The sequence below is a fragment of the Streptomyces sp. NPDC002499 genome (assembly GCF_053595415.1).
The window spans coordinates 20,159-37,145 of the sequence record NZ_JBSFXO010000022.1 but is presented as its reverse complement, the minus strand read 5'-3'; the positions used below and the strand labels follow the sequence as shown (position 1 = coordinate 37,145).

At 71.3% G+C, this 16,987-nt stretch carries 13 protein-coding genes; 11 read left to right on the top strand and 2 right to left on the bottom strand.

The window, feature by feature from the left end; genetic code table 11:
* Positions 1-22 precede the first annotated feature (22 nt).
* A complete protein-coding gene (locus ACWD5F_RS44505) occupies positions 23-3,043 on the top strand; it encodes an alpha-mannosidase (RefSeq protein ID WP_451261838.1) in 3,021 nt (1,006 codons plus the stop codon).
* Between the two features lie 88 nt (positions 3,044-3,131).
* Here the strand turns inward: ACWD5F_RS44505 and ACWD5F_RS44500 are convergent, their stop codons facing one another.
* Positions 3,132-3,878: a FadR/GntR family transcriptional regulator gene (locus ACWD5F_RS44500; protein ID WP_401711560.1), complete on the bottom strand. Its 747-nt coding sequence runs from the start codon at positions 3,876-3,878 to the stop codon at positions 3,132-3,134.
* Positions 3,879-4,043: 165 nt separating this feature from the next.
* On the opposite strand from ACWD5F_RS44500, the gene ACWD5F_RS44495 reads away from it, so the two are divergent.
* Genes ACWD5F_RS44495 through ACWD5F_RS44460 form a run of 8 tightly spaced genes read left to right on the top strand, consistent with a single transcriptional unit; the run spans position 4,044 to position 11,927 of the window.
* A complete protein-coding gene (locus tag ACWD5F_RS44495) occupies positions 4,044-5,120 on the top strand; it encodes a sugar ABC transporter substrate-binding protein (RefSeq protein WP_401711557.1) in 1,077 nt (358 codons plus the stop codon).
* An 8-nt stretch (positions 5,121-5,128) separates the two neighbouring features.
* The gene (locus ACWD5F_RS44490; RefSeq protein WP_451261853.1) at positions 5,129-6,628 is read left to right on the top strand and encodes a sugar ABC transporter ATP-binding protein; all 1,500 of its coding nucleotides are present in this window, start codon (positions 5,129-5,131) and stop codon (positions 6,626-6,628) included.
* Complete coding sequence (locus ACWD5F_RS44485; protein WP_401711551.1) at positions 6,621-7,646, top strand: ABC transporter permease; 1,026 nt, start codon at positions 6,621-6,623, stop codon at positions 7,644-7,646. Before ACWD5F_RS44490 ends, ACWD5F_RS44485 begins: the two co-directional genes overlap by 8 nt.
* 40 nt (positions 7,647-7,686) lie before the next feature.
* Positions 7,687-9,045, top strand: coding sequence for an L-fuconate dehydratase (locus ACWD5F_RS44480; protein ID WP_401711548.1), 1,359 nt, complete (start codon positions 7,687-7,689; stop codon positions 9,043-9,045).
* Positions 9,042-9,797, top strand: coding sequence for an SDR family NAD(P)-dependent oxidoreductase (locus tag ACWD5F_RS44475; protein WP_451261836.1), 756 nt, complete (start codon positions 9,042-9,044; stop codon positions 9,795-9,797). The genes ACWD5F_RS44480 and ACWD5F_RS44475 overlap by 4 nt, the downstream gene beginning before the upstream one ends.
* A complete protein-coding gene (locus ACWD5F_RS44470; RefSeq protein WP_451261835.1) occupies positions 9,794-10,795 on the top strand; it encodes an aldo/keto reductase in 1,002 nt (333 codons plus the stop codon). The genes ACWD5F_RS44475 and ACWD5F_RS44470 overlap by 4 nt, the downstream gene beginning before the upstream one ends.
* A complete protein-coding gene (locus tag ACWD5F_RS44465; protein ID WP_401711540.1) occupies positions 10,792-11,106 on the top strand; it encodes an L-rhamnose mutarotase in 315 nt (104 codons plus the stop codon). The genes ACWD5F_RS44470 and ACWD5F_RS44465 overlap by 4 nt, the downstream gene beginning before the upstream one ends.
* Positions 11,103-11,927: an amidohydrolase family protein gene (locus ACWD5F_RS44460; RefSeq protein WP_451261834.1), complete on the top strand. Its 825-nt coding sequence runs from the start codon at positions 11,103-11,105 to the stop codon at positions 11,925-11,927. The genes ACWD5F_RS44465 and ACWD5F_RS44460 overlap by 4 nt, the downstream gene beginning before the upstream one ends.
* 43 nt (positions 11,928-11,970) lie before the next feature.
* Here the strand turns inward: ACWD5F_RS44460 and ACWD5F_RS44455 are convergent, their stop codons facing one another.
* On the bottom strand, positions 11,971-13,395 hold the full coding sequence (locus ACWD5F_RS44455) for a lipase maturation factor family protein (protein ID WP_451261833.1): 1,425 nt from the start codon (positions 13,393-13,395) through the stop codon (positions 11,971-11,973).
* 147 nt (positions 13,396-13,542) lie between these two features.
* On the opposite strand from ACWD5F_RS44455, the gene ACWD5F_RS44450 reads away from it, so the two are divergent.
* Together ACWD5F_RS44450 and ACWD5F_RS44445 are read left to right on the top strand one after the other, a co-directional pair.
* Positions 13,543-14,763, top strand: a complete 1,221-nt coding sequence (locus ACWD5F_RS44450) for a DUF6777 domain-containing protein (protein ID WP_451261831.1) — start codon at positions 13,543-13,545, stop codon at positions 14,761-14,763.
* A gap of 100 nt (positions 14,764-14,863) precedes the next feature.
* The gene (locus tag ACWD5F_RS44445; protein WP_451261830.1) at positions 14,864-16,951 is read left to right on the top strand and encodes a SpoIIE family protein phosphatase; all 2,088 of its coding nucleotides are present in this window, start codon (positions 14,864-14,866) and stop codon (positions 16,949-16,951) included.
* Positions 16,952-16,987: the final 36 nt, after the last annotated feature.

The window sequence follows — 16,987 nt, the reverse complement described above, 5'->3', positions numbered from 1 at the left end:
ACCCAGTCTTGGAGCACCCCGCATGCATGACGACCGCAACCTGGTCGAAGCCCGCCTCAAGCGCGTCCTCGACGAGCGCGTCCGCCCCGCCGTATATCCGGAGTCCGTCCCGCTGGAAGTGGCGGTGTGGAACGCGCCCGGCGAGCCCGTGCTGGTCGCCGAAGGGCTCGCGGCCGAGCCCGAGCCGATCGAGGTGGGCGCCCGGTGGGGTGCTCCTTGGGGGACCAGCTGGTTCCGCGTCTCCGGGACGGTCCCGCAGGCGTGGGCCGGCAAGACCGTCGAGGCGATCCTGGACCTCGGCTTCGACGAGAACATGCCCGGCTTCCAGTGCGAGGGCCTGGTCTACCGGCCCGACGGCACCCCGGTGAAGGGCCTCAACCCGCGCAACCAGTGGGTGCGTGTCGGCGCGCCCGTCGAGGGCGGCGAGGAGGTCGTCCTGCACGTCGAGGCCGCCTCCAACCCCGTCATCCTCGACTACCACCCCTTCCTGCCCACGCAGTTGGGCGACAAGGAGACGGCCGGCGACGAACCGCAGTACAAGCTCACCCGCATGGACCTCGCCGTCTTCGACGAGACCGTGTGGCAGCTCGTGCTGGACCTGGAGGTGCTCGGCGAGCTGATGGCCGAGCTGCCGGTGGAGTCGGCCCGCCGCTGGGACATCCTGCGCGCGGTGGAGCGGGCACTGGACGCCATCGACCTCCAGGACGTCAACGGGTCTGCGGAGCGCGCCCGTTCGCGCCTCACTGACGTCCTCGCCGCCCCGGCCGTCCCCTCCGCGCACCGCATCAGCGCCGTCGGCCACGCGCACATCGACTCGGCGTGGCTGTGGCCGCTGCGCGAGACGGTCCGCAAGGTGGCTCGTACGACCTCGAACATGACCGCCCTCCTGGAGGACGAGCCCGAGTTCGTCTTCGCCATGTCGCAGGCGCAGCAGTGGGCGTGGGTGAAGGAACACCGGCCCGAGGTGTGGGCGAAGGTGAAGAAGGCCGTGGCGGACGGGCGGTTCGTGCCGGCCGGCGGTATGTGGGTCGAGTCGGACACCAACATGCCGGGCTCGGAGGCGATGGCCCGTCAGTTCGTGCACGGCAAGCGGTTCTTCATCGACGAGTTCGGTGTCGAGAACGACGAGGCCTGGCTGCCCGACACCTTCGGCTTCGCCGCAGGTCTGCCGCAGATCATCAAGGCGGCGGGCTCCAAGTGGCTGCTGACGCAGAAGATCTCGTGGTCGCAGACCAACAAGTTCCCGCACCACACCTTCCGTTGGGAGGGCATCGACGGCACCCGGATCTTCACGCACTTCCCGCCCGTCGACACCTACAACTGCTCCATGAAGGGCAGCGAGATCGCCCACGCGGCGACCAACTTCAAGGACAAGGGCGTCGCCCGGCACTCCCTCGCCCCCACCGGCTGGGGCGACGGCGGCGGTGGCACCACCCGCGAGATGGTCGCGAAGGCGGCCCGGCTGCGGGACCTGGAGGGCTCGGCGACCGTCGTCTGGGAGACCCCGCGGGAGTTCTTCGAGAAGGCCGAGGCCGAGTACCCCGAGCCGCCGGTCTGGGTCGGCGAGCTCTACCTCGAACTCCACCGCGCGACCCTCACCAGCCAGGCGCAGACCAAGCAGGGCAACCGCCGCAGCGAGCACCTCCTGCGCGAGGCCGAGCTGTGGGCGGCGACGGCGGCCGTACGGACCGGATTCCCTTATCCGTACGAGGAGTTGGACCGCATCTGGAAGACGGTCCTGCTGCACCAGTTCCACGACATCCTGCCCGGCTCGTCGATCGCCTGGGTCCACCGGGAGGCGCGGCGGACGTACGCGCGGCTCGCCGAGGAGCTGACCGCGATCATCGACGCGGCCCAGCGTGCCCTGGCCGGCGAGGGCACGACGCCCCTCGTCTTCAACGCGGCCCCGCACACCCGCGCGGGTATCTCGGCCGGTGGTGCGGGAGAGGCGGCGGCCGACGGCGAGACTGCGGTCACCGCGCGCGAGGGCGGCGGACACGTCCTGGACAACGGCCGACTGCGGATCGAGATCGACGGCCAGGGCCTGGTCGTATCGGCCTACGACATCGAGGCGGACCGCGAGTCCGTCGCACCGGGCCGGGCGGCCAACCTGCTCCAACTCCACGCGGACTTCCCGAACATGTGGGACGCGTGGGACGTGGACGAGTTCTACCGCAACACCGTCACGGACCTCACCGACGCGGACGAGGTCGTGCCGGAGGGTAACGGGGTGCGTGTCACCCGTAGCTTCGGAGCCTCCCGGGTCACCCAGGTGCTGTCCCTGGCACCGGGGGAGCGGCGGCTGTTGGTGGACACCGAGGTGGACTGGCACGAGACGGAGAAGTTCCTCAAGCTCGCCTTCCCGCTCGACGTGCACGCCGAACGGTACGCGTCGGAGACGCAGTTCGGGCACTTCCACCGGCCCACCCACACCAACACCTCATGGGAGGCGGCCAAGTTCGAGGCCTGCAACCACCGCTTCGTCCACCTGGAGGAGCCGGGCTGGGGCGTGGCCGTCGTCAACGACTCGACGTACGGACACGACGTGACCCGCACGGTCAGAACGGACGGCGACCGGGGCACGACCACCACCGTCCGCGTCTCCCTGCTGCGTGCCCCCCGCTTCCCGGACCCCGAGACCGACCAGGGCGTCCACCGCTTCCGGCACGCGCTGGTGCCGGGTGCGGGCATCGGGGACGCGGTGCGCGAGGGCTGGCGGATCAATGTGCCGGAGCGGCGACTCGAGGGTGCGGGCGAGGTCGCGCCGCTGGTCGCCGTCGACCGGGACGCGGTCGTGGTGACGGCGGTCAAGCTCGCCGACGACGGGAGCGGTGACGTGGTCGTGCGCTTCCACGAGGCCCACGGCGGACGGGCACGCGCGACGCTCACGGCCGGGTTCGAGCTGGCGGAGGTGACGGCGACGGACCTGCTGGAGCGACCGCTCACCGAGGAAGAGGCGCCCGCGCCCGAAGTGACGGGCAATCAGGTCGCTCTGCGGCTGCGGCCGTTCGAGCTGGTGACGCTGAGGTTCAAGCGGGCCTGACGCGTCAGGTCCGGATGGAGACGGGCGGGTGCTGAGGCGCTCGCCCGTCCCTGTTCAACGCCCCGGGGACCACTCGTCCCTCGCCCGATCAGTCCTCGCCCCGCGCCTGGGGCGCTGATCCGCCGGACAGGCCCTGCTCACTGAGCTGCGTCCGCAGCCACTGCTCCACCTCGCCCACGTGCGCGGCCGCCGCCGCCCGTGCCGCCTCCGGGTCGTGGGCCACCAGGGCCCGGTGGATCGCCGCGTGCTCCCGTCTGGTGCGCTCGAAGGCGCCCTCCTCCTGGTAGCCGCGCCAGACCCGGGCCCGGAAGGTCCGTGACGACAGGCCCTCCAGGATGGCGGCCATGGTGTCGTTGCCGGCCGCCGTCGCGATCTCGCGGTGGAAGGCGAGGTCGTGGGCGAGGATCTCCTCGGGGTCGTCGGTGGCGTTCATCGCGGTGAGGTGCTTCTCCACCTCGGCGAGCTGGTCCGGCGTGATCCGGGCCGCCGCCAGCGCGGTCGCCGTCGACTCCAGGACGCGGCGTACTTCGAGCAGTTCCACCAGCTGCGGGCCCCGGGACAGGTCGGCGACCACGCCGAAGGTCTCCAGGAGATCGCCGGCCTCCAGCTGGGTGACGTAGATCCCGGAGCCGTGCCGGGCCTCCAGCACGCCCAGCACGGTGAGCGCGCGGATCGCCTCGCGCATCGAGCTGCGGGAGATGCCGAGCTGGACCGCGAGATCGCGCTCGGTGGGCAGCCGTTGGCCGGGCTCCAGGCGACCCTCGCCGATCATGCCCTTGACCTGCTCGATCGCGCGCTGGGTCACGGTGCCCTTCTGCGGAGCCGTCTCGTCCACGCCGTTCCTCCAGTCACCGGGTGCGCCGAAGTCTAACCGGCACAGTGGTCGGACCACTACGGCTTGAATCAAGGAAAATCTGCCGCTGGAGGGTGTTCTTTCGGCAGAGTGGTCTGATAAGTATGCGGTCATCCGCTCGAACACAGCTCAACGAGGAGCCGCCAGATGCCCGGCAGGACAGTGGGGAAGCGCACCAGGTTCAGAATGCTCGGCGCGGTGGCCGCGGCGGCGAGCGTGTCGCTCGCGCTCACCGCGTGCGGCAGCACCAAGGACACCGGCGGCTCCGGCAGCGCGGGAGGCGGCGGGGGAACCGGCAAGGTCGGGGTGATCCTGCCGCTGCTGACCTCGCCGTTCTGGCAGTCGTACAACGACTACGTGCCGAAGATGGCCAAGTCCGAGGGTGTCGACGCGCTGAAGACGGTCAACTCCAACAGTGACCCGGCCCAGCAGATCACCGACATCAACAACCAGCTCAACCAAGGCGTGAAGGGCCTGGTCGTGGCCCCGCTGGACAGCGCCGCGATCGAGGCCGGACTCGACCAGGCCGACCGCAAGGGCGTGCCCGTGGTCGCGGTCGACGTGGCGCCCGACAAGGGCAAGGTCGCGATGGTCGTGCGCGCGAACAACGTGGCGTACGGCGAGAAGGCCTGCGAGTACCTGGGCCAGCACATCACCAGCGGCAAGGTCGTGCAGATCATGGGCGACCTGGCCTCGGTCAACGGCCGGGACCGCTCCGAGGCCTTCCGGGACTGCGTGAAGACGAAGTACCCCAAGCTCAAGGTCCTGGAGATCCCGGCGAAGTGGGAGTCCGACACCGCGGCCTCCAAGCTGGACACCCTCCTCAACGCCAACCCTGACATCAAGGGCATCTACATGCAGGCCGGCGGTGTCTACCTGGCGCCGACCCTGCAGACCCTCAAGTCCAAGGGCCTGTTGAAGACGGCCGGTACGGCGGGCCACATCACGATCGTCTCCAACGACGGCATCCCGCAGGAGTTCGACGCCATCCGCAAGGGCCAGATCGACGCGACGGTCTCGCAGCCCGCCGACGCCTACGCCAAGTACGGCATGTACTACATCAAGGCCGCGATGGCGGGGAAGACCTTCAAGCCCGGTCCCACCGACCACGACTCGACCATCGTCAAGCTGCCCAGCGGCATCCTGGAGGACCAGCTGCCCGCGCCGCTGGTGACGAAGGACAACGTGGACGACCCCAAGCTGTGGGGGAACACGGTCAAATGAGCACGGCCGTGATCACGCCTCTGGCGGAGGCCGTCGGCGTCGTCAAGCGCTACGGCCCCACCACCGCCCTCGCGGACGGCCGGCTCACCGTGCTGGCCGGCGAGTCCCACGCCCTCGTCGGCCGCAACGGCGCCGGCAAGTCGACCCTGGTCCAGGTCCTGACCGGACTCCAGGCGGCCGACGAGGGCACGGTCCGCTTCGACGGCGAGCCCGCACCCGCGCTCGCCGACCGCGACGCCTGGCGCCGCAAGGTGGCCTGCGTCTACCAACACCCCACGGTCGTCCCCGAGTTGACCGTGGCGGAGAACCTCTTCATCAACCGCCAGCCGCTGCACCGCGGGTTCATCAGCTGGCGCCGGCTGCGCACCGAGGCGACCGAACTCCTCGACACCTGGGACGTGCACGTCGACCCGGAGGCGCGCACCGCCGACCTCAAGGTCGAGGACCGCCAAATGGTGGAGATCGCCCGGGCGTTGAGCTTCGGCGCCCGCTTCATCATCCTCGACGAACCCACCGCCCAGCTCGACAACCGCGAGATCGAGCGGCTCTTCGGCCGCATGCGCGGACTCCAGGACTCGGGCGTCACCTTCCTGTTCATCTCCCACCACCTCCAGGAGGTCTACGAGGTCTGCCAGACCGTCACCGTGCTGCGCGACGCCCGCTGGATCACCACGGCCCCCGTCGCGGACCTGCCGCGGGCGGCCCTGGTGGAGGCGATGGCGGGGGAGAGCCTGGAGACGATCGCCGAACAGGCGGTGCAGGAGAAGATCGTCGACGACAGCGCGCCGGTCCTCCTCGACGCCCGCGGGCTCACCGCGGACGCCTACCAGGACATCGACCTGACCGTCCGCCGCGGCGAGGTCGTCGGGCTCGCCGGATCCAGCGGCAGCGGCAAGATCGAACTCGCCGAGTCCTTCGCCGGGTTGTACTCACCGACGGCGGGCACCGCCCAACTCGACGGCAAGCCACTGCCGTTCGGCGACGTGCAGTCCGCGCTGCGGGCCGGCGTCGGCTGCGTGCCCCGCGACCGGCACGAACAGGGCCTGGTGGCCGGCATGACCATCGGCGACAACGCCACCATGAGCGTCCTGGAACGGCTCGGCCGCTTCGGCTTCGTCGGCACCGACCGCAAACGCGACTTCGCCACCGAGCTGATCGAGCGCCTCGACATCCACGCCGAGGGCCCCGAGCAACCCGTCTCCGACCTGTCCGGCGGCAACGCGCAGAAGGTCGTCATGGCCCGCGCCCTCGCCTCCGAACCCCGGCTGCTGGTCCTCATCAACCCCACCGCGGGCGTGGACGTGAAGTCCAAGGAGTCGCTGCTCGCCCGCGTGGACACCGCCCGCGAGGACGGCACCGCCGTGCTCGTCGTCTCCGACGAACTCGACGACCTGCGGCGCTGCGACCGCGTCCTCGTCCTCTTCCACGGCCGCGTCGTCGCCGAGTACTCGGCGGGCTGGCGCGACCACGAGCTGATCGCCTCCATCGAAGGAGTGGACCATGGCTGACACCAAGGCTCCGCCGGTGAAGCCGGTGAGCATCCCCGACACCCGATCGGCGAGGGCGGTGCTCGTCCGACGGGCCCGTGAACTCGCCCTCGTCCCCGCGCTGCTGGTGCTCCTGCTGCTCGGCGCGGTGCTCAACGACTCCTTCTTCACCGAAGCCAACCTGATCTCCATCCTGGCCTCGTCCGCGGCGCTCGCGATGGTGGTGCTGGCCGAGTCGCTGGTGCTCATCACCGGCAAGTTCGACCTGTCCCTGGAGTCGGTCGTCGGCATCGCGCCGGCAGTCGCCGCACTCCTGGTGCTGCCCGCCGCGAACGCCGGCTGGGGCACCGAACTCCCCGCCGGACTCGCCCTGTTGGCGATCCCCCTGGTGGGCGCGGTGATCGGCGCCTTCAACGGCATCCTCGTGGTGAAGGTGAAGCTCAACGCGTTCATCGTCACCCTCGCCATGCTGATCATCCTGCGCGGACTCCTGGTCGGCGCCACCAAGGGCAAGACGCTCTTCGGCATGCCCGACTCGTTCTTCTCGCTGGCCACCAGCACCTTCCTGCGCATCCCCCTGTCGGTCTGGGTGGCCGCCATCGCCTTCGCCATCGCCGGGTTCTTCCTCAAGTACCACCGCCTGGGCCGCTCGTTGTACGCGATCGGCGGCAACCTGGAGGCGGCCCGCGCCGCCGGTATCCGCGTCGACCGGGTACGGCTCGGCGTGTACGTCGTCGCCGGTGTCCTCGCCTCCCTCGGCGGCCTCATGTACACCGGTTACGTCGGCGCGATCGGCGCCAACCAGGGCCAGAACATGATCTTCACGGTGTTCGCGGCGGCCGTCATCGGCGGCATCAGCCTGGACGGCGGCCGGGGCACGATGTTCGGCGCCCTCACCGGCGTACTCCTGCTGGGTGTCGTGAAGAACATGCTCACCCTGGCCCAGGTGCCGTCCTTCTGGATCGATGCCATCTACGGCGGAATCATCCTGGTCGCCCTCATGATCGCCCGACTGACGACGGGCCGCGCCCAGGACTAGGGCCGTGCCTCGCTCCCCGTCACCGACTGAAAGGCCCTACGTGTCCGCGACGCCCGTCCCCTCGTTCCGCATCACCGCGGTCGACACCTATGACATCCGGTTCCCGACCTCGCGCGAGCTCGACGGCTCCGACGCGATGAACCCGGACCCCGACTACTCGGCCGCGTACGTCGTGCTGCGCACGGAAGCGGCGGACGGCGCGCAGGGGCCGGAGGGGCACGGGTTCACCTTCACCATCGGGCGGGGCAACGAGGTCCAGGTCGCCGCGATCCACGCGCTGCGCCACCATGTGGTCGGCCGGTCCGTGGACGAGGTGTGCGACGACCCGGGGGCGCTGTACCGGGACCTGATCGGAGACAGCCAACTGCGGTGGCTGGGGCCCGAGAAGGGCGTGATGCACATGGCGATCGGCGCGGTCGTCAACGCCGTGTGGGACCTCGCGGCCAAGCGCGCCGACAAGCCGCTGTGGCGCCTGCTCGCCGACGCCGAGCCCGAATGGCTGGTCGGCCAGATCGACTTCCGCTACCTCACCGACGCGCTCACCCCCGAAGAAGCCCTGGAGATCCTGCGCCGGGGCCGGGCGGGCGCCGCCGAACGCACCGCCGACCTGCTCGCCCGCGGCTTCCCCGCCTACACCACCTCCCCGGGCTGGCTCGGCTACAGCGACGAGAAGCTCACCCGGCTCGCCGCCGCGGCGGTCGCCGACGGCTTCAAGCAGATCAAACTGAAGGTCGGCGCCGACCTGGAGGACGACATACGGCGCTGCCGGGTCGCCCGCGAGGTCGTCGGCCCGGACATCCGCGTGGCGATCGACGCCAACCAGCGCTGGGACGTGGCCGAGGCGATCCGCTGGACCAAGGCCCTCGCCGAGTTCGACCCCTACTGGGTCGAGGAACCCACCAGCCCCGACGACGTCCTCGGCCACGCGGCGATCCGCGCCGCCGTCGCCCCCGTCAAGGTCGCCACCGGCGAACACGTCCAGAACCGGATCGTCTTCAAGCAGCTCCTCCAGGCCGGCGCCCTCGACGTCGTCCAGATAGACGCGGCCCGCGTCGGCGGCGTCAACGAGAACCTCGCGATCCTGCTGCTCGCGGCCAAGTTCGGCGTCCCGGTCTGCCCGCACGCAGGCGGCGTCGGCCTGTGCGAACTCGTCCAGCACCTCTCGATGTTCGACTATGTGTCGGTGTCCGGCACGGTCGAGGACCGGGTGATCGAATACGTCGATCATCTGCACGAGCACTTCCTCGAACCGGTGGTGATCAGAGAGGGTCACTACACGGCACCCAGCGCGCCGGGCTTCTCGGCCGCCATGCGGCCGGAGTCCATCGCGCGGTACACCTTTCCCGGCGGCGCCTTCTGGGCCGCCGACCTGGACGAGAAGAAGGGACGGGCGGCATGACCGACTTCGACGGGCTGAAGGCCCTGGTCACCGGCGGCGCCTCCGGCATCGGCAGGGCGACGGCCGAACTCCTCGCCGCACGCGGCGCACAAGTCGCCGTCCTCGACCTCGACCCCTCCTCGGTGGAGAAGCCACTGCTGGGCTACCGGGCCGACGTCAGCGACGACACCTCGGTACGGGAGGCGGTGGCCGCCGCGGTGGCCGAACTCGGCGGTCTCGACGTGGTGATCAACAACGCGGGTGTCGGCGCACAGGGCACCGTCGAGGACAACGACGACGCCGAGTGGCACCGCGTCCTCGACGTCAACGTCGTCGGCATCGTCCGCGTGACCCGCGCCGCGCTGCCGCACCTGCGGGAGTCGCAGCACGCGGCCGTCGTCAACACCTGCTCGATCGCGGCCACGGCGGGCCTGCCCCAACGCGCCCTGTACAGCGCGACCAAGGGCGCCGTGTACTCCCTCACCCTCGCCATGGCCGCCGACCACCTCCGCGAGGGCATCCGCGTCAACTGCGTCAACCCCGGTACGGCGGACACCCCTTGGGTCGGCCGACTGCTGGACGCGGCCACCGACCCGGCCGCCGAACGGGCCGCGCTGGAGGCCCGCCAGCCCAGCGGACGGCTCGTCTCGGCGGACGAAGTCGCGGGCGCCATCGCCTACTTCGCCAGCCCCCTGTCCGGCGCCACCACCGGCACCTCGCTCGCCGTGGACGGCGGCATGCAGGGCCTGCGTCTGCGCCCGGCGGGCCAGTGAGCACCCTCGGCCGGAGCGGAGTCCCGGTCAGCCCCCTCGGCCTGGGCGCCGCCCCGCTCGGCAACCTCTACACCGAACTCGGCGAGGACCAGGCCCACGACGCCGTCGCCACCGCCTGGCAGCAGGGCATCCGCTACTTCGACACCGCCCCGCACTACGGCATCGGCCTGTCCGAACGCCGGCTCGGCGCGGCCCTGCGCGAGCTCCCGCGGTCCGAGTACACGATCTCCACCAAGGTCGGCCGCCGCCTGGAACCGACCCCGGAGGCGACCGGCGACGACCTCGCCAACGGCTTCGCCGTCCCCGCCACGCATCAGCGCGTATGGGACTTCACCGCCGACGGCGTACGCCGCACCCTGGAGTCCAGCCTCGAACGCCTAGGGCTCGACCACGTGGACGTCGTCTACCTCCACGACCCCGACGACCACGCCGAAGAGGCCTTCCGCGAGGGCTATCCGGCCCTGGAGAAGCTCCGCTCGGAAGGCGTGGTCCGGGCGATCGGCGCCGGCATGAACCAGACGCCGATGCTCACCCGCTTCGTCCGCGACACGGACGTCGACGTCGTGCTGTGCGCCGGGCGCTACACACTCCTGGACCACGCGGCCCTCGCCGACCTCCTCCCGGCGGCCCAGGAACGTGGCACGTCCGTCGTCATCGGCGGTGCCTTCAACTCCGGCCTGCTCGCCGACCCGAAGCCGGGCGCGACCTTCGACTACGCCGCCGCGCCACAGGAGTTGCTGGACCGCGCCCTGCGCCTGAAGGCCCTCGCCGAGCAGCACGGCACCACGTTGCGCGCCGCCGCACTGGCCTTCTGTGCCGCGCATCCGGTGGTCGCGAGCGTCCTGGTCGGCGCGCGGTCGGCGGCCGAAGTCCGGGACTGCGCCGAGCAGTTCGCGGCGCCGGTGCCGCGGAAGTTCTGGGAGGAACTGCGCGCGGAGGGCCTGATCCCGCCCGACGCGCCGGTGCCCTCCGAGCCCGGCGCCGAGGAGCCGTCATGAGAGTCGCCCTGCACACGAAGGTCCGCGCGGACCGCGTCGCCGAGTACGAGGCCGCCCACCGCGAGGTCCCGAAGGAACTCACGGCCGCGATCCGCGAGGCAGGCGCCACCTCCTGGACCATCTGGCGCAGCGGCACCGACCTCTTCCACCTCCTGGAGTGCGAGGACTACGCCCGCCTCCTCGCCGCGCTGAAGGAGCTCCCCGTCAACGTCGCCTGGCAGGCACGGATGGTCCAGCTCCTCGACGTGGTCCACGACTACTCCGACGGGGGCACGGACGCGAGCCTTCCCGTCGTATGGGAGCTGCCATGACCGTCGACGCCCACCACCACATCTGGGACCTGTCCGTCCGGGACCAGGACTGGATCCCCGAAGGCAGCGTGCTGCGCCGGGACTTCGGCCTCACCGACCTCGTCCCCGAGGCCCGCGCGGCCGGAGTCGACCGTACGGTCCTCGTGCAGACGATCACCGTGCCGGAGGAGACCCCGGAGTTCCTGGCCCTGGCGGACGCGCACGACCTCGTCGTCGGCGTGGTCGGCTGGACCGACCTCACCCGCCCGGACGTGGCCGACGAACTGGCCCGGCTGCGCGAACTCCCCGGCGGCCGGTACCTCAAGGGCATCCGCCACCAGGTCCAGGGCGAGCCCGACCCGGAGTGGCTGCTGCGCCCCGACGTCCACCGCGGTCTGGCGGCGCTCGCGGCGGCGGGCCTGGTCTACGACCTGATCGTGCAGCCCCACCAGCTCCCCGCCAGTGCCAAGGCCGCCGCGTCCCACCCCGAACTCACCTTCGTCCTCGACCACTTGGGCAAGCCGCCGATCGCGTCCGGGAACGTGGACGCCTGGGCCGCCGACTTCCGCGCCCTGGCCGCCCTGCCCAACGTGGTCGCCAAGGTGTCGGGTCTCGTCACCGAGGCGGACCCGGAGACGTGGACCGTCGCCGACCTGCGGCCCGCCGTGGACGTGGCCCTCGACGCCTTCGGCCCCGACCGTCTGATGTTCGGCTCGGACTGGCCGGTGTCCGTGCTGGGCGCGACGTACGGACAAGTGGTCGACGCGACACGGGAGTTGACGCCGGAGTCGACGCACGCCCAGATCTTCGAGGCCACGGCCACCCGCGTCTACGGCCTCTGACGGCGACGGGAGAGCCTGAGACGGCTGAGAAGGCCTCTGACGGCTACGAGTTCTGAACCGCCCCGGCCAGCCGCGTCGGCGGCAGATACTCCCGCACGAACGTCCGCTCCCACCACGCGCCCGTCTCCCGCAACTCCCGCCAGTTCGTGTACCGGTACCGGAAGAGCCGGGCGCGGACGAAGCGGGGCGGGGCGTCGGGCGGGAACGGGGAGCGGCGCAGGAGTCGTAGCGTGTCGCGGTCGTTCTCCAGCAGGCGTTCCACCAGTCCGCCGAACCACGGCTCGGCGTAGGCCGGCGACAGCGCCGCGAACCACATCAGCCAGTCCAGCCGCAGATGGTACGGCGCGAACTGGCGTGGCAGGCGCCGCGGATCACCCGGCTTGCCCTTGAACTCGTACTCCCGCCACTCCGAGTCCTCGCGGGGCACCTCCTCCGCGGTGCCCTCGATCACCACCTCGTACCGGACCCGGCTGACGGTGCCGAACGCGCCGTAGGTGTTGACCAGATGGAGCGGGTCGAAGGAGCGGTTCATGACCTGGCGGTGGGAGAGCATGTTGCGCACCGGGTGGTAGCTCAGGCCGACGAGCAGGGTGGTCACGGCGAGGACCAGGACCTCGTACCAGAGCGGGGCGGCTGGCACGGACGACGGTGTCTCGCCCGGGAGTTCCAGCGCGGAGAGCGCGAGCACGATGGTGATCCAGTTCAGCCAGGAGAAGTTGCCGGACAGGACCAGCCACAGCTGGGTCAGGATCATCAGGGACGCGGCGGCCGTGGCGACCGGCTGCGGGGTGAACAGCAGGACGGGCACGACGAGTTGGGTGACGTGATTGGCGGCTGCCTCGGCCCGGTGCAGTGGGCGGGGGAGGTGGTGGAAGAACCAGCTCAGCGGGCCCGGCATGGGCTGCGTCTCGTGATGGTGGTAGAGGCAGGTCAGCTTCCGCCAGCAGGCGTCGCCGCGCATCTTGATCAGGCCCGCGCCGAACTCCACGCGGAACAGGATCCAGCGCAGCAGGAACAGCAGCACGATCGGCGGGGCCACGTCGTCGTTGCCGAGCAGGACCGCGACGAAGCCCACTTCAAGGAGCAGCGACTCCCAGCCGAACGCGTACCAGGTCTGGCCGACGTTGACGATCGACAGGTACAGCACCCACGGCAGCAGCCAGAGCAACATCCCGGCCCACAGCGGTAGTTGGGAGTCCAGTCCGGCGAGCAGCGCGGCCGACACCGCGCAACCGGCCCAGGCGCAGGCCGCGAAGTATCGGTCGGAGTAGTGGAGTTGGAAGAGGCTCGGCGCCTGTCGGAACGGCACGCGTGCGACCAGCCGGGGGACGGGAAGCATGCCGCGTTCGCCGATCAGGGCTCGGAACTGAAGGGCCGCTGTCAGGAACGCCACCAGATACACGCCGGCGAGAGCCCGCTGGAAGAGCAGTCGGCTCCACCAGTAGCCGGATGCGGTGAACCACTCCACGGTCGCCCCGCCTCCCTCCGTCGCCGCTCGTCCTGTGCGCGTCGGAACCCTATGTCACTCTCCGTATATCCTGCCTCCGCTTGCGTAACCCAAGTGAGTGACGCAGACAATGGTGACGAACTGCCTTCAGTGAGGCGGGAGGATCAGGTGCGGACAGTCACCGGAACCATCGCCACGGCCTGCGCGCTCTCGGCGGCGCTCCTCGTCGCCGGCTGCGGAGGCGACGGCGCCAAGGACACGAAGTCGAGCGGCGAGGTCTTCCTGCAGCCGGCCGCGGCGCAGGGCTCCGACCCGTTCACCGAGTCGACGGCCACCTCGACGGTCACGCCGACGCCGACGCACACGCAGGCGACTCCGTCACCGGCCCGCACGGCATCGAGCCCACGGGTCCGTGCCCTCCAGGGCAGCACCCCAGGCCTCTACGCCGGCACCGCGCGCGCAGCCAGCTGTGACGTGAACCGGCAGATCGAGTACCTGAACGCCGACCCGTCCAGGTCTCGCGCCTTCGCGCGGGCCGAGGGCATCTCGCAGGCCTCCGTCCCCGCCTTTCTGCGCGGTCTCGCCCCCGTGGCACTGCGCGCCGACACCCGGGTCACCAACCATGGCTACCGCGCCGGACGGACGACCGGCTTCCAGTCCGTCCTCCAGGCCGGTACCGCCGTCCTCGTGGACAACCGCGGCACACCCCGCGTCCGCTGTGCCTGCGGCAACCCACTGGGGTCGCCGGTCGCCCAGCACGGCGGCTACGCCACGAGCGGCCGGCCCTGGTCCGGCTACCGGCCCGCGCAGGTGGTCGTCGTCGTCCCGGCACCGCAGGTGATCACCAACATCACGATCATCAACATCGTCGACAACACCTGGATCGAGCGGCCCATCGGCCACGGCGTGCACCACGATCACGTCGTCCCGTCGCCGATCCCGCTGACCCCGACGCCTACACCACCCACTCCCACGTCCACGCAGGGCCTGGCGACCCCCACGCCGAGCCCGGACGACAGCGGGTCGAGCCCCGGCGCCTCACCGCGGGAGGACAGCACGTCCCCGACCGGCGAGAGCGATGAGAGCGACGAGAACGCCGTCACCTCCCCGTCGGCCACGGACTGCGTCACCCCGACCGTGACCGTCACCCCGGGCGCCACCGACGCCGTGGTCCCGTCCCGGCCGCCCGCCACCCTCACGGCCTGCGCCACGGCGACGGTCACGGCCACACCGCCCGCGACCGCGCCCACGACCGCCCCCGACTCCGTCACGCCCGTGTCCCCGCCGGACCCCGACGACGAGATCGGGCCCGAGACCGTCCCGGAGACCCCGGACCTGCCCGACGGCGGCGGACTGATCCCGGACGACACGGACGCCTTCGACGGCTGACCCCGACCCCGGCGAATGGTTGGCCTCCGCCCCGGCCGGGACCGTACCGAACCGTCCCGGCCGGGTCGAAGAATCCGGCGAATCCTGGCAAGGTGGGCCCATGGTTGATCGGGGAGCGAGCGCCCTGTCACTCCCGGACGACTGGCCAGCCCACCCGGATCCGATCCTGGCGCTCAATCGCATGGGCAGCTTCGACTGGGACCTGGACAGCGGCCTGTTCCACATGGACGCCCAGGCCCACGAGGTCTTCGACCTGCGCCCCGACGAGTACGACGACCACCCCGAGAGCCTCGCGATCCGGGTCCCCACGGTCGAGGGCCACCGGCTGGACGCCCTGGTCTCGCAGGCGCTGAAGGACGGCAGCGAGAACTACGGCGCCTACTTCCGTATCCGCCGCCGAGACGGCACCCTGCGCTGGACCCACACCCAGGGCTACATCCGACGGGACGAGACGGGCCGTCCCCGCCGTGTCATCGGCATCGTCCGGGACGCCACCCAGGAGCTGAGCGACACCGAGGCGCACGGCGAGCAGGCCGCGCAGGACGCGGCCCGGCGCGAGCAGACCAACGTCGTCCAGCTGACCACGGCCGCCCTCGCGCACGCCCGCTCCGTGCAGGACGTCATCGACGTCCTCAAGGACACCCACGGCCTCACCCATCTGGGCGCCACCAGCCTGGTCATGGGCCAGGTCGAGGCCGGCCGGATCCGCCTGATCGCCGAGGGCCCCGCGGGCAGCTTCGTCCCCGGCACCGAGGTCACCCGGATCGACGAGCACTACCCGATGAGCGAGGTCGTACGGACGCTCACCCCGTGCTTCATCGAGTCCCCGCAGGAGTTCGCGGAACGCTTTCCGATCCTCTGGCCGTACCTCACCGACCTGCACATCACCGCGGCCGCCTACCTCCCGCTGATCGCCCAGGGCCGCCCGATCGGCGCGATGGGCCTGCTCTACAGCGACCGGCGCGGCTTCTCCCCGGAGGAGCGCAACGTGCTGCTCGCCCTCGGCAGCAGCATCGCGCAGAGCCTGCAGCGGGCCATGTTCTACGAGCAGGAGAAGGACCTCGCCACCGGCCTCCAGCAGGCCATGCTGCCGCGGTCGATCCCCAGCGTGCGCGGCGCCGACGTCGCCGTCCGCTACCGCGCGGGCTCCGCCGCGGGCACCTTCGGGCGGGACATCGGCGGCGACTGGTACGACCTGATCCCGCTGCCCGGCGGCCGGGTCGGCGCCGTCATCGGTGACGTCCAGGGCCACGACACGCACGCGGCGGCCGTGATGGGCCAGCTCCGCATCGTCCTGCGCGCCTACGCCGCCGAGGGCCACACCCCCGCCACCGTCATGGCCCGCGCCTCCGTCTTCCTGCACGAACTCGACACCGACCGCTTCGCGACCTGCCTGTACGCGGAGGCCGACCTGGCCACCGGAGTCGTCCAGGTCGTCCGGGCCGGCCACATCGACCCGCTGATCCGGTACGCCGACGGCAGCTGCCGTCGCATCCCCGTCCAGGGCGGACTGCCGCTGGGCCTGTCCGCCGAGTTCGGCAGCCTCGACTACCCCGTCGCCACCCTGGAGCTCGACCCCGGCAACACCCTCCTGCTGTGCACCGACGGTCTGGTCGAACTGCCCGGCGCCGACCTCGACGAGGGCATGCAGACCCTCACCGCCCTCATCCGCAGCGGCCCGGACGACGTACGCGACCTCGCGGACTGTCTGATCGACGTGGCCGAGGAGCGCAACGGCGACGACGACGTGGCGCTGCTCCTGCTGCGGCGCCGGGGCCTCGAGGCCCAGCAGACCGGCGGCCGGCTCCAGCAGCACGTGGCGCCCGGCGATCCGGAGGCGCTCACCCAGGCCCGCCACATGATCCGCGCCGCGGTCCGGTCCTGGGGTGGCCGCGACCGCGCCGACGAGATCGAACTCGTCGCCGACGAACTGATCACCAACGCCCTCATGCACACCGAGGGCGCCGCGATCGTCACCCTCAGGGTCCTCACCGACGGCGACCGGCGGCTGCGCGTCGAGGTCGAGGACTCCTCCAGCGCCCTGCCGCGCCGCCGCGAGGCGGGGGAGTCGGGCGTCTCGGGACGTGGTCTGCTCCTGGTCGACCTGCTCACGGACGTGTGGGGCGTGGAGGCGCGGGGCGGCGGCAAGTGCGTGTGGTGCGAGTTCGTGGTGCCGCCCGGCGACTGAACCCGCCTGGCGTTGTCGGCGCCGGATGGCACCCTG

Bases quoted from the DNA above. Each gene is read 5' to 3' on its own strand.
- ACWD5F_RS44505 (WP_451261838.1), top strand. From the start codon at position 23: ATGCATGACGACCGCAACCTGGTCGAAGCCCGCCTCAAGCGCGTCCTC.
- ACWD5F_RS44495 (WP_401711557.1), top strand. From the start codon at position 4,044: ATGCCCGGCAGGACAGTGGGGAAGCGCACCAGGTTCAGAATGCTCGGC.
- ACWD5F_RS44485 (WP_401711551.1), top strand. From the start codon at position 6,621: ATGGCTGACACCAAGGCTCCGCCGGTGAAGCCGGTGAGCATCCCCGAC.
- ACWD5F_RS44475 (WP_451261836.1), top strand. From the start codon at position 9,042: ATGACCGACTTCGACGGGCTGAAGGCCCTGGTCACCGGCGGCGCCTCC.
- ACWD5F_RS44465 (WP_401711540.1), top strand. From the start codon at position 10,792: ATGAGAGTCGCCCTGCACACGAAGGTCCGCGCGGACCGCGTCGCCGAG.
- ACWD5F_RS44460 (WP_451261834.1), top strand. From the start codon at position 11,103: ATGACCGTCGACGCCCACCACCACATCTGGGACCTGTCCGTCCGGGAC.
- ACWD5F_RS44445 (WP_451261830.1), top strand. From the start codon at position 14,864: ATGGTTGATCGGGGAGCGAGCGCCCTGTCACTCCCGGACGACTGGCCA.